The organism is Flavitalea plasmicola, from assembly GCF_030546645.1.
Taxonomy (GTDB): Bacteria; Bacteroidota; Bacteroidia; order Chitinophagales; family Chitinophagaceae; genus Puia.
Map to the genome: position 1 here is coordinate 734,503 of NZ_JAUOTO010000005.1, position 25,407 is coordinate 759,909.

Genomic DNA, 25,407 nt, shown 5'->3' on the forward strand with positions numbered 1-25,407 from the left:
CAAACATATATCTCATGCATGAACAGAACGGTCAGACGCCGATCGTTAAGATCGAGCATTTGTCCCACCGGTACAGCAGCAGCTGGGCCATCAGGGACATCAATATGGTGATCCACCAGACAGGTATTGTTGGATTGCTCGGCTCCAACGGGGCGGGCAAGTCCACGACCATGAATATCCTTTGCGGGGTGCTGAACCAAACGGAAGGCAATGTATACATCGACGGTATTGACCTGCGGGAGGCCCCCGAGGCCGCCAAGCTGCAGATCGGCTTTTTACCACAGGCCGCGCCCTTGTACATGGACCTCACGGTGGATGAGTATCTCACGCACTGTGCCTTTTTAAGGAGCATGGAGAAGGCGAAAGTGCCGGCCGCATTGGAAGAGGCGAAGGCCCGTTGTGGCATCGCGCATTTCAGCAAGCGGCTGATCCGGAACCTCTCCGGCGGCTACCGCCAGCGGGTGGGGATCGCGCAGGCCATCATCCATCGACCCAAACTCGTCGTGCTGGATGAGCCTACGAATGGACTGGACCCCAACCAGATCATCGAAGTACGGGCCTTGATCCGGGAGATCGCCCTGGATAGGGCCGTCATTTTTTCCACGCATATCCTGTCGGAGGTGCAGGTGCTCTGCAAGGATATACAGATGATCGAGGGCGGAAGGATCGTATTTGCCGACACGATGGATGCCTTTAACAATTATGTGGCGCCGCACAGCGTGCTGGCCGTGATGCACGAGCCGCCGGTGGTGGAAGAGTTGCTGAAAGTAGAGGGCGTCGTCAAGGTGGATTTTTTGACGGAGCGGCAGCTGCGCATGTTCTTCAACGGGGACACGGATGTCACGGAAAGGATCATGGCGGCCAGTATCCGGCATGGCTGGCGGCTGAAGGAGATCAGCCTGGAAAAAAGCTCCCTGGACGAAGTATTTGCACAATTATCAAAAAAACAGCATTTTTCATGAAGAAGACAATACGGATAGCTAAGCTGGAACTGAGCACCCTGTTCTATTCGCCGATCGCGTGGTTCCTCCTCATCGTATTTATATTCCAGGTGGCGCTGGGCTATACGGAGACGATGGAGCAATACGAGATGTCCAAACAGATCTACAATGGCTTTGGCTTTCTTTCATACAATATTTTTTCCAGCGGGATGGGAGGGCTGTTGTCGGCGATCTTATCCAAGCTGTACCTCTACATACCCCTGATCACCATGGGGCTGATGAGCCGGGAGACCAGCAGCGGGACCATCAAGCTGCTGTATTCCTCTCCCGTGAAGGTGCGGGAGATCGTATTTGGCAAGTTTGTGTCGATGATGGTCTACAGCTTGTTCCTCATCGGCGTGCTGGTGCTGTTCATGATCGCCGGGGCGATCACCATTCCGCATTTCGAATGGCCCCTGATGTTCTCGGGCCTGCTGGGGATCTATCTTTTGCTGTGTGCGTATTCGGCCATCGGGCTCTTCATGTCCTGCCTCACCTCTTACCAGGTGGTGGCGGCCATCAGCACGTTTGTATTATTTGCCGCCTTGTCTTACGTGGGGGATATGTGGCAGGATAAGGACGTATTGCGCGACCTCACGTATTCGCTGGCGTTTCCGGGCCGCGCGGAGAAGATGATCGGCGGGCTGATCACGACGCGGGACGTGGCTTATTTCCTTGTGATCATTTATATTTTTTTGGGACTCGCGATCTATAAGCTACGGGGGGCGCGGGAGTCGAAGCCCGTACTGCTCCGGATCGGGCAATATACTTTTATTGTCGTTTCGGCCATCGCTATCGGCTATCTCACTTCCCGGCTGGGTTACATCGGCTACTACGATGCTTCGGCCACAAAGGCGAATACGCTGAGCGAGAATGCGCAGAAGATCCTGAAAGAGACCGGTGACGCACCGCTGGAGATCACGTACTATGACAATTTCCTCGACAGGACGTATAGCCAGGCCGCGCCCGACCGGCGGAATTCGAACATGGAGCTGTGGGAGCCCTACCTGAGATTCAAGCCGGATATGCACTTTAAGTATGTTTATTATTATGACAGTGTCGTGGATCCTTACCTGTATAAAGCAATTAAGGGTATGACGTTGCGGGAGCTGGTGGAGAAGCGGACAAAAGGGTTTAAGGTGGATGCGGCGAGCCTGATGACCCCCGAGCAGGTGCGGAAGATCATCGATCTGGGGCCCGAGCAGCGCCGGCTGGTGATGCATGTCAAATACAAGGACCGGAGCACCTTCCTGCGTGTGTTCAATGATAATCAGTTCTGGCCTTCGGAGACGGAGACGATGGCGGCCCTCAAGCGGATGATGATGCCATTGCCCCGGATCGCGTTCCTGGATGGCGGGTTCGAACGGACCATCGACAAGGTAGGTGACAGGGACTATGAGACCCTTACGACCAGGGTCTCATTCCGGTATGCCTTGATAAACCAGGGATTCGACGTTTTTTCCGTGACGCCGGACAAGGAGCTGCCAACGGACGTGGCTGCGTTGGTGATCGCAGATCCGAAGAAGGATTTTTCTTTGGAGGAGCTTTCCAGGATACAGCGGTATATCGATGCAGGGGGGAATTTACTCATCGCGGGCGAGCCGGGCAAGCAGGCCGTATTGAATCCGTTGCTGAAGGGATTGGGCGTGCAGATGACGGGCGGCATGCTCGTGCAGAAGAGCAGGGATTATTCGCCCACCCTGGTGCTGCCTTATTTGCAATCCGCGGCCGGCGCGTTTTCAAGAACGCTGCAAAATGATCTTGAGGACAGCGCGCGGGTGTCCATGCCTTCTGCTGCGGGATTGGTCTATGACAGTACCGGCCCATTTACCGTGCGGCCATTGTTGATGACGGATCCCAAGGTCAGCTGGAACAAGCAGGGACAGTTGGTCACCGACTCGGCAGAGATCGTGTATGCGCCGGAAGCCGGGGATGAGCGGCGGGCATTTGCCACGGCACTGAGCCTGACCCGGAAAGTAGGGGGGAAGGAACAAAGGATCGTCGTCACCAGCGATGCGGATTTTATCAGCAATGCCGAGCTGAACAGGAACAATGTGCGGACGGATAACTTCCGTTTTAACACCGGCATTTTTGGATGGTTTAGCTATGGGGTCTTCCCCATCGACACCAGCCGGCCGAGGTCGAAGGACAACCGGCTGAGACTTTCAAGCGGCGGGGTACTGGCGTTGAAAGTGATCTACCTGGGCGTCTTGCCTGGTTTTTTCCTGGTATTCGGAACGGTATTATTGATCAGGCGTAAAAGGAAATAGCATGGGGTTTATTACAGACAGCCAGACATTGGAGGACCTGAAGATATTGGGACGCGGCGAGCATTCCGTGATAGGGCTGTTCAACCGAACGCTCACCCGGGGCGGCGCGGAGCTGCTGGAAGAGATGTTCAGGTATCCCTTGTCGGATGCGGCGGCCATCAATCACCGGAGCCAGCTGCTGGCGTATTTTGCTGCGTCAGGCCTGCACTTCCCGTTTGCCGTGGAGCTTTTCGATGTGCTGGATCAGTATCTGTCGAATACGGATGAGCGGACAAGGCTGGCGCCGGAGGAGCATTCGTTGGGGAAGAAACTGACGAACTTTATTGCAGAAGATGTACAATATAAGAATATTTATAAGGGGGTGACGGCGGCGATCGAGGTGCTGCAGGGGTTGAGGGATTTTGTGAATAGTGTGGATGGGGTGGGGGGAGTGAGAGGAGGCGTAGGGACGGACGGTCACCCTTACCATGCTGAGAAGAACGCCATCACCAGCCTACTGCTGGAACCCGCGTTCGAGCCATTGATGAAGGAGCGGGCAAGCGTCAAGCTGTCGTATAATAAGATAGCTGCGTATGATGTGTTGTTGCGATGGCGGCACCGGGAGGATCTCCGGCGGATCCTGCGGCATATTTATTTCCTGGATGTGTATTTGTCCGTGGCCGGGGTAGCGACGCAGAAAGGGTATGTGTTTCCTGGTGCGGTCGCGGACCAAGGGGCTATGCTGGAGCTGTCGGGCGTATTTCATCCGCATCTGAAGAACCCCGTCCCCCATTCGATTTCTATGGGACCGGCCGGCCATGTCCTCTTCTTAACGGGAGCCAATATGGCCGGTAAATCCACCTTCATGAAGTCCCTGGGGATCGCCTTGTACCTGGCGCATATGGGATTTCCCGTGCCGGCGGCGCGTATGACCTTTTCCGTCATGGACGGCATTTTCACCACCATCAATTTACCGGACAATCTGGGCATGGGCGCCAGTCATTTTTATGCCGAAGTGCTGCGGGTGAAGAAGCTGGCTAAGGAGCTGGGGCAGGGCCGCCGGCTGTTCATCATCCTCGACGAGCTCTTCCGGGGCACCAATGTAAAGGATGCCTGTGAGGCAACGATAGCGGTGACGGGCGCTTTTGCGCAGCAGGGCAGCAGCATGTATGTGATCAGCAGCCATATCATGGAGGCCGGGGAGGTCTTACGAGAAAGGTTTGATACTATCCGGTTTGCTTATTTGCCGACGGTGATGGAGGGGGTGACACCGAGGTACACCTATGTGTTGAAGGAAGGGATCACGGCGGACAGGCATGGGATGGTGATCGTACAGAATGAAGGGATCATCGGGATCCTTCAAGGCGGGAAAAAGAAAAAATATTCAACATGAGCTTTACGGTGGACAAGCAGACATTGGATGATCTCAACCTGACGGGGAGGTATAAGCCTGACTCGATCTTCAGTCTTTTTAACCGGGTGAATACCGCTGGGGGCGAGAAAAGGCTGGACGCCTTGTTCAATGCACCTTTGAGGGATGCGGGCGAGATCAATAAGCGGAGCGGGCTTTTTCAATATTTTCAGCGGAAGGCGTTGGCCTTTCCGTTGGCGGGGACGGACCTGACAGAGATGGAAGGGTATTTAAGCGCCGGCCGGGGTTCGGGGCTGTTGGGCGTTGTGGTGGATACGGGGCGGAAGAAGTTGATGGATATGATCTTGCGGGATGAAGGTTTTTCTAAGATCAAGGAAGGACTGGGGGCATCGGTCCGAGTATTGAAAGCGTTGTATGCGTTGGTTTGCGGGCTGGAGGAAGATGCCCCTTTTGGCGAGCGGGTCTGTGAGGTGAAGACCATCTTTCATGACAGGCGGTTGACCTGGCTGCGTTCCGTGGATGTGCAGGGATTGTCGTGGTGGCGGGTCGCGCGGTATGACCATGTGTTGAGGAGCTTGTTGCATACGGAGATGGAGACGTTGATGGAGATCATTTACGAGGTGGATGTGTATATCGCTGTCGCGGAAGTGGCTGCGGCGAAAGGGTTTTGTTATGCGGAGGCTTTGCCGGCAGAGGGTGGGGTGGTGCGAGTGCAGGGAGTGCGGCATCCACGACTGGATAAGGGACTGGGGAATACCGTGACGTTGAGTTCATTACAAAATATGTTGTTCCTCACCGGGGCCAATATGGCCGGTAAATCCACGCTCATGAAATCAATCGGCATTGCCGTTTACCTGGCACATATGGGATTTCCCGTGGCTGCGGACGAGATGACTTTTTCCGTGCGGGATGGGCTGTATACTTCCATCAATGTGCCGGATGACCTCAGCCTGGGGCATAGTCATTTTTATGCGGAAGTGCTGCGGGTGAAGAAGGTGGCGCAGGAGGTGGCTCTCGGGAAGGACCTGGTGGTGATCTTTGACGAGCTGTTCAAGGGGACGAATGTGAAGGATGCGTATGATGCGACATTGGCGGTGACCCGGGAGCTGGCGGAGTACAGGGATTGTTTCTTCATTATATCCACGCATATCATAGAAGTGGGGGAGGCGTTGCGGGAAGGGGGTGATAATATCCGGTTTGTTTATCTGCCGACGGTGATGGAGGGGATGACGCCGAGGTATACGTATGTGTTGAAGGAGGGGATCACGGCGGACAGGCATGGGATGATGATCATTGAGAATGAGGGGGTGGTGGGTATGATTGGGGGGCGTCATTGACCTCATCCTCCGGCCGGAGCCGACGTTATTCTTTTAGGCGGCGCACAGACTCCGCAGGTGCCGCTGCCACTACAATATTTACATTGAATGCAATTGGAACAGGCCCTGCAATACGGTGATCCTGTGCATCTTGCCGCCAAAAGACATTTATTTCGGGTGTTTTCACTAATGTCGTTGACTTAGTCCAAAATGGGTGTTTTAACGGGGGAATAATACTTGAAAGTCAGTTATTTCCTATCGATTTCCTTTTTTATGTTGATATTAAAAGTCTTGGCGTTGCCGTCGGGGGCTTCCAGGCTGTCAGTTACACTGACAAAATACCTTGTGTGGTTGTCAGCGCCCAAAATCTGGTATTGAGATTTCACCACTTTCAGTTTCTGTTCCCTTAGAAGCTTTTCATAATCAGATGCCCTTAAAATTTTGCCATTTTGACTATTGAATTCGATAATTCTAGATAAGTCAGTATCGTAAAACAATATTTCGTCCCTATTAAAAACTAAATGCGGGTGCAAAACTTCAGAATCTCCTTTATAGTTGCTTAATGAATCCGAGCGCCAGATTAGAATCCCTGTTGTAATATCCAAACAATTTAATGTTCCTGAAGAGTCAAAAAAATAAAGTTTGCCGGAATTGGCGAATATTTTGTCACTGGGAATTTCTCCGATATTTTTTTGCCACAATGCTTCGTTGGTATTGGGTCTTTTGCAAACTGCATGCGCCCCTCTTATAGATGAGTCTTTGTCGATCTTCAATCCCGCAAAAACACTGATGTCTTTGTAAAAGACGGGCAAGGGTACACCTAAGGTATTTGCCCCAATGTGAGAAACGATTTTACCGGATTGTGCGTCATATTCGAAAACACCATTCGTTACCGTTGCAACAAGTAAATTGTTGTTGATACTATTTAGAGAATGTCCTCCGTAGGGGTTTTGCAGTTTTGATTTCCAAATCTGGTTACCTTGGGTGTCAAATTTATAAATATCGCCTACATAGCTACAATAGTAGATAAAACTATCGGTTACAATTGCCGGCATAGCAGCCCAACTATCGACCAACGTTGCCCATTCTACCTTTCCGGTCTTCAGGTCGAGACAGTAAAAATGATTTGGTTTTCCGCTGCCTATTTCCAGGCTGCTGCAATAGATCTTATCTTTAGAAATAGTTTTAGAGGGAAAATTGCCATTTCTGAAATTATCAACCCACCAATCCCCTTTTTTGTATTCGATACTGACGATATTGCCATTGTAACGACAACCGAAGAAAAATAGAACTATCGGGATCATTGAGTTTCTAAGCAGAAATTGTAATTGTTGCATGCCGAATTGGGCTTTTATAAAAATAGTAAGCCTGGGCGGTCATCGCTTTCGCTTGTGGTGCCTGCCAGGCATCGATATACGTTTCTGGTCAATCAGATACAATACCGAAGAGCCATGCTCAGTCATTTGCGACTGAAGGTGAGCGGCAAGCGCATGAACTGCAACAACTGTTTAGGGATCACTACAAGCCTCAACGCTATCCGCAATTTGACGGAGCTATTACCTGGGTGGCCCAAGGGACCTATCGGTTTGGATCAAGAACGAACTTTATTTCCCGACAACTTTCTTTCGGTGAACAATTCCCCAGGCTGTCAGATGGCTGATGATGGTTTGTAACGTATTGCCATGTTCCGTCAATTCATATTGAACCGTTATAGGTTGCGTATCTAAAACGGTTCGTTTGACCAACTGGTTTATTTCTAACTCCTTTAATTCTTTGCTCAACATTCTGTTGGAAATTCCTTCTATATCATTCAAAATATCGGAAAATCGCCTCTTGCCGTAACAGCAAATGGACGAAATAATGGGAATTTTCCATTTCCCATTCAGCGCGTCCATTGAATCCTGAACGGCTCTCATTCTTCTCTTTTGGTCCTGTTGGAACTCTTCTATTTTACACCCCATAATGTTACCAGGTTACACCGATGTTACTGTTATTATTCAGTACAAAGTTACTAGAAATAACTTAAGTAGTCTACCTTCGTCGCTCAATCTTTTAAAAAAGAAATAATGAGCAGATTAAAAAATAAAGTAGCAGTAGTTACAGGTGGTAATAGTGGCATTGGGTTTGGCATTGCCCGGGAATTTAAAAATGAAGGTGCTAAAGGAGCTATTGTCGGCAGAAATCAGGAAACTTTAGATCGTTCTGTGGCTCAACTGGGAGATAATTTTATAGCCATCAATGCCGACGTAACCAACCTGGCCGATCTGGAAAGAGTGTTTAAAGAAACATCCGAGAAATTTGGTAAAATAGACGTGATGGTTGCCAACGCGGGTGGCGGAGCGGTAGGAACGGTGGCAACTATGGACGAGGCCGACTATGACAAGACAATGGATCTAAACCTGAAAAGTGTTTACTTCACTGTTCAAAAAGCACTGCCCTATATGAATGATGGTGGTTCTATTATTCTTATCGGGTCAAATGCAGCGCATCGGGCTTATTCCTCTTTTACGCTTTATGGCGCTGCAAAAGCGGCCGTAATCTATTTAGCAAAAGGATTTTCAAGCGACCTTTTAGAGCGAAAGATCAGAGTAAATGTAATAACGCCAGGTACAACGGATACGCCTGCATTTGAAAAGTTTGTTCCCGCAGCGCAAATTGAAGCTGTAAAAACACACTTTGCAAGCGTAATGCCGACGGGCAGGATTGGGCAACCAGCAGACATTGGTAAAACAGCGGTTTTCCTGGCCTCTGATGATTCCTCGTTCATGCTGGGCGCTGAGATCCTTGTTGATGGTGGTATGACCTATTTGGCTAAATAATTAACCTCACACTGGCGCGGGTTTGTACCTCGTGCCAGTAAATATTTAAAATAATTTTCAAAATGAGTAAGTCAGGAAACAACGCTGCGAGCTACGCAATTATCGGCTTCGGCAGTATCGGCAAGGCGCTGGCCAAGGCGTTTGCCCGCAAAGGCATCAAAGTATCCGTTGCAACCACGCGCGACCCGAAAAGCTTTGCACCCGCGGCGGCCGCGATCGGACCCGGGATCATTCCCACAACATTGGCGGAAGCCGTCAAGGCGGACGTCCTCTTTTTGGCCGTGCGTTTTGAATCGCACCCGGATGTCGCCAAGGCGCTGCCCTCCTGGCAGGGGAAGACCATCGTCGATGTGACCAATGCCTACGGCGTGCCCCCTGAAAAGCTGGGAGGACTGCCTTCTGGCAAGGTCGTCGCACAGGCCTTCACTGGTGGAAAAGTGGTTAAGGGCTTCAACCATTTGGTCGCTGCCATTCTTGACCAGGATCCGGCCGTACACGGTGGCAGGAGAGTCGTGTTCATGGCGAGCGACGATGAAGGCGCGGCAACGGAAATAGGTGCGCTTGCGGAAAAACTCGGTTTTGCACCCATCCAACTTGGCGGGCTTTCGGAGGGCGGATTACTTGTACAGGCGCGCGGAAACAGCTGGGGTCAACTGATCTTTAAGGACCTGGTCAAGTTCGATTGATGGATCGTGATCGCAAAAGGAAGGGTGGAAAGGGTGAGGTTTAGGGTGGTGCGGTAATCATTCCGCCTTCAGGCTTTTGGTTGGGTTCATGAGGGCGGTCCTGACAGATTGAAAGCTCACGGTGGCCAGTGCGATGAGCAAAGCGCCAAGCCCTGCCACTACGAAGGTCCACCAACTGAAGCCTGCACGGTCAACAAAGCCCTGCAGCCATTTATGCATGACCCACCAGCCAAAAGGCGCGGCGATGACAAAGGCGATGGCCACGAGCTTCATGAAATCGAGGGAGAGTAATTTGACGATACCCTGAACGCTTGCTCCCAGCACTTTGCGGATGCCGATCTCCTTGGTCCTTTGTTCTGCGATGAAGGTAGCCAGTCCGAATATACCCAGACATGAGATGAGGATAGCCAATACGGAGAAGATCATCGCAATCTCTCCTACACGCTGCTCGGCCCGGTACATCTCATTAAAGGATTCATCGAGGAAACGATAGCTGAATGGCATACCCGGCGCCATGGTTTTCCATACACTTTTCACCTGATCGATCAGGGGGCTGACGTTGGCTGTGTTTACTTTGAAAGAGGCGAGACCCGTGCTTCTCTGCAAGGCAAATATGAGGGGTCCCACCGGCGAGTGCAGGGATTCATAATTGAAGTTCTTTACAAGGCCGACGATGGGGTGGGCGGTGGCCTTCCCGTTGTCGATGGTATATATATTCTTTCCCACCGGATCTTCGTAGCCCAGTGTCCGGGCCGCCGCTTCATTGATGATCCACGCGGAGGAGTCCATGCGGAAGGCGGGCGAGAAATTCCTCCCTTTCAGGAGCTTGATGCCCATCGTTTCCAGGTAGCCGTCATCAATGCCCCAGAATTGCGCATTGAAGCTATTGTCCGCGGTGGCCACGGGATCTTTGAAAACATTATACGCGTTGCGCGAGGAATTGGCTACGGGCAGGTAGGCGCTGAGGGCGCCGCCCCTGACGCCGGACAGCTGCATCACCTGTTTCTTAAAAGGCCCGGCGTTATTACCCAGTGCATCTGCGTCGTTGATGACGAGGACCTGTTCTTTACTGAATCCGAGGTCACGGGTTTGAATGAAGTGAAGCTGTCTGTACACGACGATGGTCCCAATGATCAGCATGATAGAAGTAGTGAACTGGAATACGACCAAGGTGCTGCGCAGGCCACCGCTTTTTGTACCCATGTTCCATTTTCCTTTCAACACTTCGATCGGCCGGAACCCGGAAAGAAAAAAGGCGGGGTAGCTGCCCGCGAGCAGGCCCACCGCAAAGGGCAGTGCCAGCATCAGGGGTAAGATCACCGGGGAGAAAAGGCGCTGTATGTTCATGGACTTGTTTGCCACCGAATTGAACAGGGGCAAGATCAAATAGGCGATGGCGATAGCGATCACCAAGGAAGACAATACCATCAGCGTAGATTCCGTGAGGAACTGCAGGATCAATTCTTTCCGCCGGGTGCCCAGCACTTTGCGGATACCTACTTCCCTGGCCCTCCCTGCGGAGCGGGCTGTCGTCAGGTTCATAAAATTGATACAGGCGATGAGCAGGATCAACAGGGCCACGGCCGAGAAGATGGCCACGTATTGAATGCTGCCCGAGGGGCTCATCTCTTCGCCTGCCTGCCTGTCGGAATACAAATGGATGCTGGTGACGGGTGTCAGTTTGAAATGGATGCTGTTGCCGGCTTTCTCAAATTCCTCCATGCTGCTCATATTGAAATCCTTCAACACGGGCGTATAATATTTCAGGATATACCCGTTCAACTCTTTTTCGAAGCGCTTTGCATCCGGGCCTGGTCTCAGCACCAGGTAAGTATAAAAGTTGCTGTTGCCCACCTGTCCCCAATGGTAAGGCAGGCTCTTCATCGAGAACAGGATATTGAAGTTGAAATGTGTGTTCCCGGGGATATCTTTGATGACCGCGTTCACTTTATAAGGAACATCCCTGCCATTCTCCTTTACGGCAAGCGTCTTTCCCACCGCGCTTGCAGAACCAAAATATCTGGTCGCGGTGGAGGCGGTGATCACCATGGTGCCCGGTTCATTCAACGCAGTGCGGGGATCGCCTTCCAGCGCAGGAAATGTAAAGACGTTGAAGAAGGTGGAGTCCACATAGGCCGTATTGGCCTCCGTGATATATTCATTGCCTTTCCCGATCAGTTTGTTCGCCAGGCCGGGGTCATTGCGGCTATAAAAGATCCGCGTATATTCTTCCACCTGGGAATAGTCATGCTTCAGCTGGGGGCCTATGGGGTCTCCTATCTGGGCCATTCGCAAGTCCAGACCACCCCAGCGGGTATCCAGCTCGATGCGATAGATGTTCCCTGCCTGGTCGTAGTACCTGTCGAAGCTCAGCTCATCCATCACGTACAAAGCGATCAGCAGGAAACTGGACAGACCGATGGCCAGCCCAACCATATTGATAAAAGAGAATGTTTTATTGCGCAACAGGTTTCTACAGGCGACTTTCAGATAGTTTTTCAACATACGCAAAGTGTTTCAAAGGGAATGCCCGTTTTACATCGATCTGATAATCAAACGCATGAATTGTAATAAATTAGGCGTCGTTGTTCGGTTTCGATACATCGGGAGTTCGGTTCCGGTCGCCCATGTTATGTTGCAGCAACTAAAACAATTTGGGTGTGGTGGATGGATCATATGGGAAATGGGTGGAGACAGCTAGTGCACGTTTCAAATCTTCCCTGAGGTTCTTTAACTCCTGCCAAGCGGGATCTGTGATTTGGGCATCGGGTGAAAGTTTTTCCTCGATCTTTTCGCGTTTTGTTTTGAAGACGTCCAACGTCTTCAAAACGCTCGCTGGCTCGAGATCGGGGACGCCGTGAGTGGCGGCAGCGTTTTCTTCAAGTTGACGGCCGATATTGAGCCGGTTTTGAGTCAGGGTCAATTGACCGTTAGGGCCGCTGACCCCGCCGAATGCAGTAAGTGCGTCCGCGACTACACTGGTTGTTTCATCATCCTCGCCATCGTCTTCCCAAAAACAAACCTCGCAAATCGAGAAATCGCCGCGGCGGTGCAATGTAGGATAACCACAGCCGGGGCAGGTGAAGAGCCCCAGGGCGCGAACGCGTATATAGTCGTCGAATAACTTCCGTTTAGCATGGAATGCCGCGATTAGTCGATTGTCGTCCTCAGAAAGGCCAGTTTGGAGATGCATGTTGCAAATATAAAAAACCTCCAAGGCATTATTATATGAACTACAAGGATGTCTGATCTTTAAGTAAATGAACCCGGTGTTTTACCCCAATAATTGAAGGCAGTATCGTAGATTTATCAGGTATTTAACAAGGGACCGGCAAAGTAAATCGAAATCATCAAACACGCCCCTATTTATGCCCCGACATTTGTTGCTCTTCCTGTCACTTTTGATCTTTCAGTATCTTGCTATTGGGCAGGGTACAAAACAAATCCTCCCCGCTTTTAATCCCACGGGAACGTATAAATTGAATAGCAAAACCTATATCAGGCATGGGGAGACATACGGATACAACGGGCGCGTCCGGGTTAAACTCATCAGTCCTGATCAGATTGCTGTGAGCTTATATATCTGTATCGGCGCACCCAGCTATAACTCCGGCACTTTGGTGGACACACTATTATACCGACACAATCGGGCGATGTATCATCCTGGGGATGACACTACTTGTCGGATATCCTTTTATTTTACAGACAAAGGGTTGACTGTAAATCAGGCGCGGAAGAATCTATATTCCGGGTGCGGTTTTGGATTTAAGGTATTTGCTGATGGATATTATAAGAAGGTGTCGGGCAGGGTTCCGGTAATCAAAGATGAATCCAAGGATTAGGAGTACTATAGGTAGGCTTTAATTTGTTGATTGTTATGGTGCAGTCTTTAGCTCCAGGGAGGTGTTTTTGCCTTTTTTCCTTAACTAAACGATATGGGTGTTTTAACGGTGCCTGGAACAGGCTAAACGGCTTACCTTTAATGACAACCCATCTTATGCCCAACAATGACAACGGCCGGCTGAAAGGCCCCGAGGAGCTTGAATTGGAAAAACAGGCCGCCATGGCCAAGCTGAGGAATGAGATCGCCCAGGGACAGGCGGATTCGCAAAAAGCTATTGCTGAGGCCGGCAAAGCCACAGTGCAGGCGCAGAAAGAGCAGGTGAAAGGCCCGGATATCACCGCCCTGGCCGGCAATATCACCAGCGACGGCACTTTCGTCGAAAGCCGGATACTCGCCCGTAAATCCCTGAAGGCCGCGTTCGCCGCCCTGGGAAAATCGATGAAGAGCGGGCCCGTCTTCCAAAATAAGCACGATATCAGGCTGGTGATCTGCAACGCGGCCGACCTTTCCCTTATCGAGCTCTATGTGGGACTGAAAACGCAGCTTTCTGTATTGGAGCAGCATATGGCCTCGGCCAATCAGCATACGGCGTGGCTGCTCGATGCGACAGTGGAAGAAAAGACCGTTCCTCCACTCCCGGAAAGAAAGCTGGCTTTCGAAACGGCTACCGATGGTCCCCACCCGGGCGGCGTCCCGCCAGCCGCTGCGATAGGATTGGCAGGATTGGCTGCCATCGCCCCGGGCCCCGTGATGGCAGGCTATGCCGGAGCGGCTATTTTACGGACGGCCGTGGACATGGTGTCTTTGTTTCGCGTGAACACGGATTATAAGAATTTTGACCTCACCATCGATGACGCCGCGCTGGCGGCCGAATTCAAGGCCGTACTCCCCGCCGGCTGGAAACTCTGGCATCCCGCCATGTTCCCTGTAAACACCATCGTACAGCACTACGCAGCCGCTTCCCCCTTCCTCTCCCTGCTGGAAAAGCTGGAAGGAAAGAATAAGGAAGGCGCCACGCTGCTGCACGCCGTCAACGATATGATCACGGGCCTCACCGATGCCCTGGCGAAAGAAACGGACCCGGGCAAGAAGCAACGGTTGCAGGGACGGCTCAACGAACTTTCCTCTTGTCCCGATGTGATCAATACACTGAACAACGCGTATACCCAGTTGAAAGGAATGCTGGCAACCGCAGACCCCACCTCCCATGCCACGCTCCTGACGACGCTGCTCCGGGCGGAGCGGCTCACCAGTGTCCTGAAGGACGGATCTGTTTATTTCGTAAAGCTGGCCGCGGTATCCAAGGGCAGTAATAAGGTGAGCCAGCGGCTGTGGTCCAGCGCCGTTATCCGCCATAGCGCGGGAACAGAATTGAATTGCCTGGTATTCGCGCCGGATGGGGAGGTAGTCTTCTCGGACACCCAGCTGAAATATACGCCCTATGTGAAGTCGGAAGAGATCAGGACGCCCCTATAACCGCAACGAAGTGGGCGTGTTCAGCCCCCGCTTGTAAGCCTCCCAGTCGAAGCCGATCAAAAAGTCAGAGGCGGCCTGCGCTCCGTAAATGAATAGCTCCAGTTTCTCTTCGTCCGACAGGAAATAGCCGGTGGAGCCGATCTTCTTTATCCCGATGTTACAGATGGCTTTTTCCATCGCCTTTCCCCGGGTGACCTGGTCCCTGTCGAGATTGTATTTGGTCGTGTCCAATAAACGCATGATATAGGTCCCCCAGCTAAGTCGCCGGATAGGTGTCGCGCCGATCTTTTCCGGAAAACGTTTTGTATCCACCCCGAAGGTCGGCATGGGAGCGTTCTCGCCGCTGCCCTGGAATAAGGTGATCGGAAAGAGGGAGAAGACCCCGCCATCCGCAAAGGCGGCGCCGCCGGGAGGGTCATATTCGCCCAAAAGATCGATCCAGGCCTGTTTGATCTCCGGCGCCTTGACGGGAATGTTATCAAGGGTATAGGCATCGAAAACGAACGGCGCGCTGACGGCTGCCCGCACGAAAATGGCCGGGTCCAGCTGCGCCAATTGTTCCTTAGTCCAGAAGAGAGAAGACATCTGCGGGAACAGGATGCGGTTTTGACTGATGATGTCGGCGCAAAGAAAGGTGACATTACCCTTCAGCAAAAGGGTGTTATAGTTAGTACCCTGCCTGGCTTCCAGGGCCGGAGCTGTTTCGGTCCTCTGGATCATTTCCTCCACGGACCGGATCCCCGCGTCGCTGAATAATTTTTTTATCCAGGCGAAGAGCGTACGACCCGGGTTTAACCCGGCGCCAAAGCGGGCAAGACGGGCGAAATGAACAGCGATATATAAAATCAGGAAGCCGACTATCAGGTTGACTGCCACAAAAGCCGCCATCAGATAGGGGCTGCTCCTGACCTTGTGTCCCTGCGAAGCAACCGTCAGGATATCGAGCACATAGACGCCAATCAATAAAGCGAAAATGACCGTGATCCATTGTAAGAACCTTGCGGCATGACCGGGGCTCGTACCCAGGCTTTTCATGATCCGGGCGATGAAAGGCGGGCCGTCCATCAGCGCCCGAAGATCCAGGCGGCACAGGTGCTCCAGGGTCTTTGTCGTTTTCTCTTCGTTCTTCGGCCCGCCGATGCCGAACAAGGCGGTGATGATGGCTGCGGTATTGCTTCCCGCCAGCTTTAAGAACCGGATGCCCATCTGCTCCAGAATATAGGTATACCCCAGCACGGCAAAAAGCTGGACGCCATAACTCCGCTGTACCAGGTTGACATATTGATGCCCTTCCCCGTCCAGCACATCGGAGACGATCAACCGGCGCTTATTTTCTCCCGCAAATGTCTTTTCCAGCTTTTCCAGGCAGTACTTCACTTCGGCCATGCTGATATAGTCGTCCGGCGTGAGGACATTTCTTTTTCCACGGAAATCCACGGGGGAAGACAGTTTTTCCAGGACCAGCTCCCGGCCGTCCCTGGGCAGCGCTTCGGCAAAAAGAAGAAAATCGAACAGGGAAACATCCAGGCTCCCGGGTAAAGAGATATCCTTCAGGTATACCTTATATAAGCGCCGGGCATATCTTTCCAATTCGGCGGTGGTCTTGATATGCTCTTTTAGAAAGGCATAGTTATGAATGAACTCGTCCTGGGTCATGTACATCTTCGGCAGGTTATTGTCATCGAGATAATCTTTCAGGATGGTACTTAGGGCCTGCCGGTATATAGATGTGGGATGGAGAGGCGTGTACAGGTTGGCGTTGGGGAACCGGCGGACATACCATTCCCGCACCGGCAGGATATAGGGCTTGGGAAAAAGCCCGAACACTTCAGAGAGGGCCATCGGATCCGCGTCGGGCATGAGCATGACCTGGTTTTGGATGGCCTCCAGTAACATCGACGCATACGTTGAATAATGTTCTCTTAGCCTGGCGGTGGTCCTTGTTACAGTGAGGTACTGATCGATCAACAGCCGCAGATTTTCTTTTGAGAACGGCCAATGCATGAAGCCCTGCTTCCTGATCGTCAGATTCACCCGCGCTTTGAGATACCCCTGGTAAAACTCGTGTCTATAGCTGACGAGTGCATCGAAGCGACCGGTGATGGGCGCCTCACCGTCCACAGGCGCGCCGGGTATCGATACGTTGGGCTGCTGTTCGAATCGCAGCAGCCGGGTCCTGGCCAGCTCTTCGTAATACAGGAACTCCGGGTTGCCGCTGCGGTCCTTCCTTGTCGCAAGTTTTTCCCGCAGAGCGATCAACTGCTGTTCGTCGCCAAAATCGAGGGCCTTCTTTATCTGTGCCAGCCAGTATTCCTCCCAAAGCGACAGGCTTGCCTGATCCAGTCCTTCTTTGCTCGTCCCGACACCCATCAGTGCGGAAAGCCTCACCCTTGCTTCGGCCGGTAGTTCGGATAGCGCCGTCTCCAGGTAGGGTTTCATCTCCGGCCGGTAAATTTGGTCGAGGTCATCCATCTTGTCACCCCGTTTGAGGCGATGAAAGAGATATTCCGCCTGGTCCGGAGGGCTTTTCCGGGGGCGGTAGTAATCGACGGCGGCATCATGCACCGCCAGGGCTTTGTATTTGGGATCCTTCAGGATCAGGTCGTATAAAGACACCCGCAGGTCCTTCCGGAACTCCACTTCCTCTCCCGTGAATTTGAGCAGGAAGGTCTCCTTCTTAAGAGCTTCGAACAGGGACTGCGCTTTCTGTTCATCGATATCCGATAACCCACAGACATTTGCCAGCACATGCCGGATGAGGTCGGGGGTTATCTTACGCAGCAGCATGCCGGGTACGGCGATGCCGGCCAATGCCTTGTTGTGAACATGGTCCAGGTTCCTCGCCACGAGCTGTTGCTGTATGAGCTCTTTGTCTATTGCGCCAAACAACCCGGCCTTGCTTACTTCTTCCACCGAACGTTTGTCCGGCGGAAGCTCACCCACGATCAAATTGGCTGCCAGCTGTAATGTCAGCGGGTTGCCCCCGAACTTTTCGAAGATGTCGCGACTTAATGCTTCATCCCTGATGCCCAGCGAATGTAGAAACGTCCGGGCCGATGCGTCATCGAAGTTTTCCAGTGGCAGGTCCACTCCCCTGGCTTTTTCTTCCATTATTTCTGCCCGGCCGATGAAGATGACCTTCAGGGTGGGCACTATCCTGCGGATGCCTTTCAGCGTGCGGAAAAGATTCTCTATCTGCGCCGGCGCCGCCCGGTATTGCAGTTCTTCGAAGGAATCGAATACGATCAGGACAGGGGAGCGGAAGTTGTGAAGGGCGACCTGCTCCTCTTCATGGAGCGCTTCCATGTAGAAGCTCTGGCGGTCGGATTCCCGGCTGCTGCTGCCAGTATAGGCAGTGGGCTCATATTCGCTGTGGATACGCTCGATCAATTGGTTATAGCGCTCCGCGTATTTTTCGTTCTGCAAGCACAGCTGTGACAAAGCCTCCTTCATAAGGGAGGTAATATCCGACAGGGAAAAACCGGGGTCGTCGAAATCGATGCGAACGAACAGCAGCGTATCAGCGTGCGCACCTTCCAGGTCGTCGAGGATGAATTTAGATACCAGTGTCGACTTGCCGATGCCGCCCACCCCCGTGATAAACATAAAATCACTGCTATCCTGCTGTTGTCCGACGGCCGGACGCACGAATGCGGCGATCCGGGCAAGTTGTGTCTCGCGGCCGCTGAAATTGGCCGTCAGCCTCCGCAGCGGCGCCTTCTGCGCCTCTTTACGTATGGCCGCCAGCAGCGAAGCCTGGGAGGGCAGGGCGATGTCGGGATGTTTGATCCATCGCAACATCGTGTAGGCCTGCACGTATTCCTCCGGCGACAAGGCAGCCAGGTCGGGGATCTCGCCGCTGATCAGCCGGTTCAGCAGCCGTTGCCGCCAGTCAGCTTTGTCGAATGCCATGCCCGCGATCATTTCCTTAATCTCCGGCGGCGACATGCGGCTCAATAGCTGGGTACGGACAGGCTCGTTGAGGGCATAGGCGTCCCGCATGGGAATAAAGCTGCAATATTCTTTCAGGGTCTCTTCGTTGTTGGCGCTGAGGCTGTAATTGAACAGCCGGCTCAGCTCTCTCGTGAGGGTGCCAAAATCGAATTCAAGGTGCAGGGTGGCCAGCTTGAACGCAGCCTCACCGGAGGGGTCTACATGGCTCTCCTCGACCTTCTTCTTCATCCTTTCGATGAATTGAAGATCGATGGATTGATCCCCGGCGGATGATTGGCCTTCGTTCATGGTGTTAATTCTTTTTTTACTTCCCTGTACCATATTTTCAGCTCGCGGCTGACAACGGGGACATTCGACCCATGGGTCGTGTCATAATGCTCGGGCTTTATGCATGCCAGGCCTGACTGAATAAAGGTCGGCTTGTTCAGATGGGGAGGTACCTTCAGCTTGTGGTACAGCCTGTCCAGGTACTGCTCTATCTCCACCTCAGTAAAGGATTTAAATGGTATTATCTCCGTCTGGAGAACGTCATCTTCCTCCCACTCCTTCTCCCATTTGTCATAAGGGGTGAAGATGAGGTAGATCCTGGAATAGCGAAGGATGATCTTTGCGAATCTTTTTACAAAACCCTTAACGTCCGGGTCATTGGGATAGTCGAATTGATCGATGAAGAACAGCAGGGTATCCCCCTTGCTTTCCAATTCATCGAAATAATATTCCAACGCGGGGATAAAATGACTGTATTTAAAGTCCTTGATCCCTGGCCAGGGCAGTCCCAGCCGCCGGGATATGACCTCGGCCAGGTGCGCAACGGTGAGCGTCTCCGTCGGATACAATTCTCCGATGAGCATCAGGTTCAGATAGATGGACTTGAAACACCGGAGCTTTTCGCTGATCTCCGTCAGGTAATTATCCACATAGCTTAGGCCCGACTTGGGTTCCCCTGTTACATTCATCAGGTTGGGAATTTTCTTGTTGACCATGCGGGCCATTCCCTCAGAAAAAGGTTCCCTGCAGATGAACAGCAGGGACTGGTTCTTCAGGATCTCCCTGAAGAAGAGCTGTATGTTTAATTTTATTTCACCATTGTCCTCGAAAAAGAGGGATTGATAAGCTGTATGGGCGCTGGTGATATCATCGTCATCCTTTCTTTCCTCCAGGAGCGCCTTCATGAGCCCGGGAAGCTTACCCCGCTGCCAGACGGCGTCGATGTATTTCCCCAGCCCCACCGGGTAGGCATCATTCATCGAGCGTATTTCCGAATACTTCACCCCAATGTCATGGCCTTTCGTCATATCCTCGAATGCCGATTCCGGATCGAAAGAGGCTAAGATGGCGTTTACCAGCAGTGTTCGGAAGTCCGGGGGTATGTTCATATCGATCAGGTTCCAGTTAATGAATATCCTTTTTTGGCCAGGTCTTCTACGATGCGGCCGGCGACGACGCCCTGGTTGTATTTCGCGTAATAGTTAGGGTCACCGGTGTTGTGCAACGCGATCCAGTTGAACCCTTCATCGAAACAGGGTGAGCCCGAAGATCCTTCCATCGTATTCACCGAGTAACGCAGCCGCCGTTTATGGGCATCGGAACCGATGATGCGGTTGAACCCTATGGCTACTTTCATCGGCTGTTTGTCCGGGTGCTGTATCACGATGATATTGCCTTTATCCAATGCGGGATCGGCTGCGATCCGGGTGATCCATCCCCGGGCGGCGGCTTTTTCGGAAGTGGAGTTGGCGCCGTTGATCCCATAACGGAGTGAACCCACTTTTTCGGCAAGTCTTACAAGAGCATAGTCGAGACAGCCGGACGGCCATTCGACATCCAGCTGTTGGCTGCCCCACTTATCCAGCTCGGAAGGAGGGCTGCTGGCCAGGATAGGAGCGTGTTCGGCCAGGCCATGATCCACGCCTGGATTGATCGTTTTGCCGGCATCGTCCACTTCATAATCGAACTTACAAACGACCTGGCCGGCGAGGGTCTCGTCTAATATGGCGGCTTCCAGCACATGATAATTGGTCAACAGCAGGTCCTCACCCACCAAAAAACCCGTCCCATAGTTGGATACCCCCTTCGCATCGGTGGCTTTTATGCGGCAGACACACCTGCCTGCATCGGCCAGGTTCTTCAGGAATACGCGGATGTCCACCATCGGCTCCTCATTGACTAGTTTTTCCAGCATGCTCCGGGAAAGCGGATTGGCCGGCGCCCCGGCATAAAAACCGGCGCCCAGCCCCCATTCGAAGGACATTTGACTGAAGCTGTCCTCATCCGACCGCTCGGCGGTGAGGGCCGATAACAGCCGGGGTATCCAGCTGCGTTGGTTGAACCAGTCGATCATGCCGCTGACCTGATTTTCGAAGTTCCCCTGTTGCGGGGCGACAACGGCCATTTTTATATCCAATCTTTCCAGCAGGGAGGTAGCGAGATCGGGAGGTGAGAAGCTGTCCAGGATCGCTTCTTTCAACTTTTTATGTTGTGCGCCCTTGATTTTCATTTGAAATGGAATGGAACGCTAAATTTACAATCTGTTATGCCAAGTACGTACCCGTGAAAACACCCATTTTTGCTTATGTCAACGACATGGGCGTTTTCACTCTTTCTTTTGGCTGCCGGGTAACGTAGCTTTGGGTATAACCCCTTTTTATGAAAAAGCATTACTCCCCAGGCATTTTGCCGGCAATGGCATTCATCCTGCTTCTATTGCCCGGCTGTAAAAAGTCCACCGATTACCTGAAAGACAATCCTGCCGCTGAATTTTGCCCCTGCCGGATCCGGCAGATCAACCTGGTGCAATCCGACGACCAGCAGAAGGATACGTTGCGCTTCTCCTATAATGCTTCGGGGGATCCTGTGTCCATCGTCGGCTTGCATGGATCCACCGGTCATCCGAACTGGCTGCTGAGGTACGACCCGCATGGCCGCCTCACCGATCTCATTGGAGCGTATCGCATCGATGATCTGGGAAGCGTCGAACGGTGGAACAGGTATTTTTATGATGCGCAGGGCAGGATCGTTAAAGATTCCCTTTATGACTTTCCGGGCGTCGTCGATGGCCGGCCTGTGATCGATCCCAAATATTTCACCGGAGTAGACATCATCCTGTACGAATACGATGACAAAGGCAGGGTAAGCAAGGAAACCTTTATTGCCGGCAATTTCACCCTGGTGACGAGCTATGCGTATGATGCACATGGCAATCGGATGGAGCCCACCCTCACACAGACATCCGGAACGCATACCAGCGCTGCAGTAAGGACGTATGACAACAAGATCAATTACCATCGCACCAGCAAGGTCTGGATGTTCATCGATAAAGATTACAGCGTCGACAATCCCCTCGTCGCCGACTATACATACAATGCCTTTGGTCTTCCTGTCAGCATAGTGCCCTTTGCCGGCACGACACAAAATTTCTTCACGGTGGCGCATACGACCTATCAATTCGACAGCGCTACGATCGGGTATGATTGCCAGGGAGGGTTATAGCGCCGGTCGCTATCTTGGCTTTCTTTTCCCCGCCCAGACGAACAACGAGGAGAAGAGGACAAAGGCCAGGAGCATGAAGATGCAGTTGATCACCACCTGTCCATACAGGTATTGAAGGACATCCAGGAAAGGGTAAGGATACCAGCTGCCAAAATGCCCCCGGATCAGTATGAGCAGCGCGTATACGGCAGGATAGATCAGCCAGAAAGGGATATTACCATATTTCAGCCGACGCGTCTCCACCCATTTCCACCAGTAGAACAGGATCATCACCGGCACGATCGTGTGCAATATATCGTCGACCACGGCCTGCAGGCCTTTGGGGCTCCATAGTTGCCGGAGCACCAGCGTATAGGTGAGGCCCACGATGGTGATGTACAATGTAATGGCGGTCTCGACGGAAGGCCTGAAAAAGAAGCCGGTGCGTTTGGCCGGCGGCGTGAAGCAATGAACGCCGGCATAGACGCCAACGATGATATTGGTGAGTATAGTGAAGTAGCTGAAATAACGGGTGAGCGCCTCGGCCAGGGGGGTACGGGCTGCCTGCAGCAGCAGTACCAGCTGCGCGATGAGGGCAAACAGTTCCATGAGCACGATGATCAGCAGATATAGTTTGTTTGTTTTCATTCCCGTCTGTTGGAAAGATACGAAGAATAGAGTTAAGTGTAAACACTTGCTTGGGGTGCCGGGAAGAAGGACTTCTGAGTACAATCAAAGACGGGTATGACGGCGATCAGGCTTTTTGGCTATCCCGTGTTTTACCTTCGAAGACAAACCTTCGTGTGAGAAAGACCATCGCCTTTATTGCCTGCTGCATTATTTGCCTGGGTGTATCCGGGCAGACCATTGGAATTGGTTTTTACGAACCTTATGGCTACCATACCACGCCGATCGTCGATAGTCTGCTGAAGGTGGACGTCTCAGTTAGCAGCACGCTTCCCCTGGCCAGCGTTACGGCGAAGGTGGCCGACAGGGAGATGGTATTGACGAGTCCATATCCCCCGCGTGCGCACTATGTTGGGAGGATCTCTTTACTTGGCCTGCCGCAGCTGACACTATTGTATGTGTATGTCACTGCTGTCGATACCGCAGGCAATCGGGCAGTGGACAGTCAGGTATTTATCTACGACCATTCCCCCCTCCTTACTATTGAATCGCCGCTAAGCTGGAGTGTAGCAAGGCCCTTCCTGCCCATTAAGGCGCGGTGTACGGCCACCATGGGATCATGCAGTTTGAGTATACGATGGAACAATGGGAACAATCAATTCCTTGCCGTTGACAGTGTAGATACGCTGATCGATCTTTCTGCCTATCAGGGAAGCCTGGGTACTTTGAAGATCGTTGCCACCGATAATTTATTTCAGGCATATGCTGTTCCAGCACAAATTTATGTGGAGAGCAGTCCTTACCTTAAAGAGGTGTTTGCTGCCGGCGACCAGATCCGGGATTTCAACTATCACCAACTGTTGGTCACGAATATCGTTGATATTCGAACGGGGGATACGACGCACGTCCCCTACCAGGGAGTATTGGGGACCGGCTATTACGGCAATCGCCTGACGCCTTACGGAGCTTTGTTCAGCCAGCAAGACAGCTTGGCAAGATTTTCTTTGTACGATTGGAATGGAGGGAACTTGTATTCCCTGGGCCCCCTGAATAGCAGCATATCCCTTCAGACGGCGGGGGATTTTGCCCTTTGGTCGGATGACGACAGTCTTCATCTCCGGGATCTCCGGATCCTCCGGGACACGGTCGTCTCCAATACGGCAGGCAATGACGATAATGATGTGGCTGCCAATGGGGTGGTAGTCTATTGGGATAGGAGTTATAATATCCACCGGTATGCAGGAGGGACCTCTACCGTATTGACGAATACGGATGATGGCAAATGGAATACAGCGCCGGTGACCGACGGATACAACACGCTCTACAGGAAGACCGATCCCTGTTGCACTAATCAGCATTGTTCCATTCATCTCAACAACGGACAGTCGGATACGACGCTCAGTGACATGGGCACCCGGGAAGCGAGGCCCGGAGATGATTACCAGGCGAACAACAAGTATACGGCATACACCCGGCCTGATAGCGCGGGTATTTTGCAGGTATGGCTACGGGATACCCTGGGCTTCTGCGAACAGATGACATTTGCATCCAGTGACCGGTATATAGACCGGTTGGGGGCCAACGGGGATATGATCGTTGCCAGTCAGCGAGCTCATGTCACGCTCCCAGGGAGGCGTTTTTTTGTCAATAAGGACACCCGCCAGGTGACGGATCTCTGTTCCACGCTGGGCGTTACGTATTACAGGGATGCCGATTGGTACCTTGTACTGGGGCGCATGTTATACAGGTTGAATGTCGGCGCCATCCCCCATCCCCCTGCATCCCCTGTCCTGGCGGACATGGCCGACAGTTTTTGCAGCACGGCGGGTATCCAAAGGGTCAGGCTCCTCAACCTGCCGGATACGACGGGTGGCACTGTAAGCGCTGCCGCGTTGGATGATGCGGCCCTGGTGATCGGAGCCGACAGCACGCTGTCCTTTGATGTCGGTAGTCTGGCTCCCGGAGCACATGTGTTGTCAGTGACGTATGCAAATGCCCTCGGCAGCCGCAGTTGGTCAGATACTTTCACCGTCATTACCGCCGACACGCCGGAGGTAAGGCTGTCTTCCAATATTTCATTAGTGGTCAACCTGGTCGACCCCGTGATCCTTACCGCTGTTGACGCAGGCGGGGGAGGAGCTGCACCGCTGTATACTTTCAGCAGCGACAGGGAATTCAGCCATTTGCTACAGGCCGAAGGTGCGAGCTCCGTCCTCACGTTGGATCCTTCCACGCTGGCGGTGGGGGTGAATTGGATCTATGTCCGGATGCGGACCAGTGACAGCTGCTATACGCGGCTGACGGATGTGGATAGTGTGAAGGTGGAACGCAGTCCTGTCACCGGGATCATCGACCCTGAATTCCCCGACGTACCCATCAGCTTTTCTCCCAATCCTTTCGGAAGTTCCTTCCTGGTGAGCGGACTTCATCCGGGTAAATCGTATTGGCTGGTGATTCGGAATGCATTGGGGCAGAAGGTCTTTCAGCAGGAGCTGCAGGATGCGCCCGTCACTACGGTGCGACCGGCGTTATTGGGCAGAGGCGGCTATTGGATCAGCTTGTATGATCGTAAGAAGGAAAGGATCATCGGGACGAAGATGATGGTGAGGAAGTGAT

17 protein-coding genes are annotated in these 25,407 nt (G+C 52.5%); 9 read left to right on the forward strand and 8 right to left on the reverse strand.

All coding sequences use genetic code 11. The features are described from left to right. Nucleotides 1-14 precede the first annotated feature (14 nt). From Q4E93_RS21280 to Q4E93_RS21295, 4 genes are read left to right on the forward strand one after another with little or no spacing between them, the layout of a single operon-like run. Nucleotides 15-962, forward strand: a complete 948-nt coding sequence (locus Q4E93_RS21280; protein ID WP_303588684.1) for an ABC transporter ATP-binding protein — start codon at nt 15-17, stop codon at nt 960-962. Continuing rightward, entirely contained in the window at nt 959-3,250 is a 2,292-nt protein-coding gene (locus Q4E93_RS21285; RefSeq protein WP_303588685.1) for a DUF4350 domain-containing protein, read from the forward strand. The genes Q4E93_RS21280 and Q4E93_RS21285 overlap by 4 nt, the downstream gene beginning before the upstream one ends. Before the next feature lies 1 nt (nt 3,251). Then, nucleotides 3,252-4,622 (forward strand): MutS-related protein, encoded by a 1,371-nt coding sequence (locus Q4E93_RS21290; protein ID WP_303588686.1) that lies wholly within the window; start codon nt 3,252-3,254, stop codon nt 4,620-4,622. Continuing rightward, nucleotides 4,619-5,938, forward strand: coding sequence for a MutS-related protein (locus tag Q4E93_RS21295; protein WP_303588688.1), 1,320 nt, complete (start codon nt 4,619-4,621; stop codon nt 5,936-5,938). The genes Q4E93_RS21290 and Q4E93_RS21295 overlap by 4 nt, the downstream gene beginning before the upstream one ends. A 227-nt stretch (nt 5,939-6,165) precedes the next feature. Here Q4E93_RS21295 and Q4E93_RS21300 read toward each other — a convergent pair whose 3' ends face one another. After that, nucleotides 6,166-7,254, reverse strand: a complete 1,089-nt coding sequence (locus Q4E93_RS21300; protein WP_303588690.1) for an outer membrane protein assembly factor BamB family protein — start codon at nt 7,252-7,254, stop codon at nt 6,166-6,168. Nucleotides 7,255-7,521: 267 nt separating this feature from the next. Then, on the reverse strand, nt 7,522-7,833 hold the full coding sequence (locus Q4E93_RS21305) for a winged helix-turn-helix transcriptional regulator (RefSeq protein ID WP_303588691.1): 312 nt from the start codon (nt 7,831-7,833) through the stop codon (nt 7,522-7,524). A gap of 150 nt (nt 7,834-7,983) precedes the next feature. Between Q4E93_RS21305 and Q4E93_RS21310 the strand changes: the two genes are divergently transcribed. Together Q4E93_RS21310 and Q4E93_RS21315 are read left to right on the forward strand one after the other, a co-directional pair. Next, nucleotides 7,984-8,736, forward strand: a complete 753-nt coding sequence (locus tag Q4E93_RS21310; protein ID WP_303588692.1) for an SDR family NAD(P)-dependent oxidoreductase — start codon at nt 7,984-7,986, stop codon at nt 8,734-8,736. A 62-nt stretch (nt 8,737-8,798) separates the two neighbouring features. Next, entirely contained in the window at nt 8,799-9,422 is a 624-nt protein-coding gene (locus Q4E93_RS21315; RefSeq protein WP_303588694.1) for an NADPH-dependent F420 reductase, read from the forward strand. 57 nt (nt 9,423-9,479) lie between these two features. Here the strand turns inward: Q4E93_RS21315 and Q4E93_RS21320 are convergent, their stop codons facing one another. After that, a complete protein-coding gene (locus tag Q4E93_RS21320; protein WP_303588695.1) occupies nt 9,480-11,927 on the reverse strand; it encodes an ABC transporter permease in 2,448 nt (815 codons plus the stop codon). A 139-nt stretch (nt 11,928-12,066) separates the two neighbouring features. Then, a complete protein-coding gene (locus tag Q4E93_RS21325) occupies nt 12,067-12,615 on the reverse strand; it encodes a CPCC family cysteine-rich protein (RefSeq protein ID WP_303588697.1) in 549 nt (182 codons plus the stop codon). A 789-nt stretch (nt 12,616-13,404) separates the two neighbouring features. Between Q4E93_RS21325 and Q4E93_RS21330 the strand changes: the two genes are divergently transcribed. Continuing rightward, on the forward strand, nt 13,405-14,742 hold the full coding sequence (locus tag Q4E93_RS21330; protein WP_303588699.1) for a hypothetical protein: 1,338 nt from the start codon (nt 13,405-13,407) through the stop codon (nt 14,740-14,742). On the opposite strand, the gene Q4E93_RS21335 is transcribed toward Q4E93_RS21330, so the two are convergent. The 3 genes from Q4E93_RS21335 to Q4E93_RS21345 are packed head-to-tail and all read right to left on the reverse strand — an operon-like array spanning nt 14,737 to nt 21,193. Next, nucleotides 14,737-18,984, reverse strand: coding sequence for an AAA family ATPase (locus tag Q4E93_RS21335; RefSeq protein WP_303588701.1), 4,248 nt, complete (start codon nt 18,982-18,984; stop codon nt 14,737-14,739). The genes Q4E93_RS21330 and Q4E93_RS21335 overlap by 6 nt on opposite strands. Next, on the reverse strand, nt 18,981-20,072 hold the full coding sequence (locus tag Q4E93_RS21340) for a hypothetical protein (RefSeq protein WP_303588703.1): 1,092 nt from the start codon (nt 20,070-20,072) through the stop codon (nt 18,981-18,983). Before Q4E93_RS21340 ends, Q4E93_RS21335 begins: the two co-directional genes overlap by 4 nt. Before the next feature lie 5 nt (nt 20,073-20,077). After that, nucleotides 20,078-21,193, reverse strand: a complete 1,116-nt coding sequence (locus Q4E93_RS21345) for a trypsin-like peptidase domain-containing protein (RefSeq protein WP_303588705.1) — start codon at nt 21,191-21,193, stop codon at nt 20,078-20,080. Between the two features lie 149 nt (nt 21,194-21,342). Here Q4E93_RS21345 and Q4E93_RS21350 point away from each other — a divergent pair, with 149 nt between their 5' ends. Continuing rightward, a complete protein-coding gene (locus tag Q4E93_RS21350; RefSeq protein WP_303588706.1) occupies nt 21,343-22,185 on the forward strand; it encodes a hypothetical protein in 843 nt (280 codons plus the stop codon). Between the two features lie 9 nt (nt 22,186-22,194). On the opposite strand, the gene Q4E93_RS21355 is transcribed toward Q4E93_RS21350, so the two are convergent. Next, a complete protein-coding gene (locus tag Q4E93_RS21355) occupies nt 22,195-22,812 on the reverse strand; it encodes a Pr6Pr family membrane protein (RefSeq protein WP_303588708.1) in 618 nt (205 codons plus the stop codon). Nucleotides 22,813-22,967: 155 nt separating this feature from the next. Between Q4E93_RS21355 and Q4E93_RS21360 the strand changes: the two genes are divergently transcribed. Next, the gene (locus tag Q4E93_RS21360; protein ID WP_303588710.1) at nt 22,968-25,406 is read left to right on the forward strand and encodes a hypothetical protein; all 2,439 of its coding nucleotides are present in this window, start codon (nt 22,968-22,970) and stop codon (nt 25,404-25,406) included. The last annotated feature ends 1 nt before the right edge of the window (nt 25,407 follow it).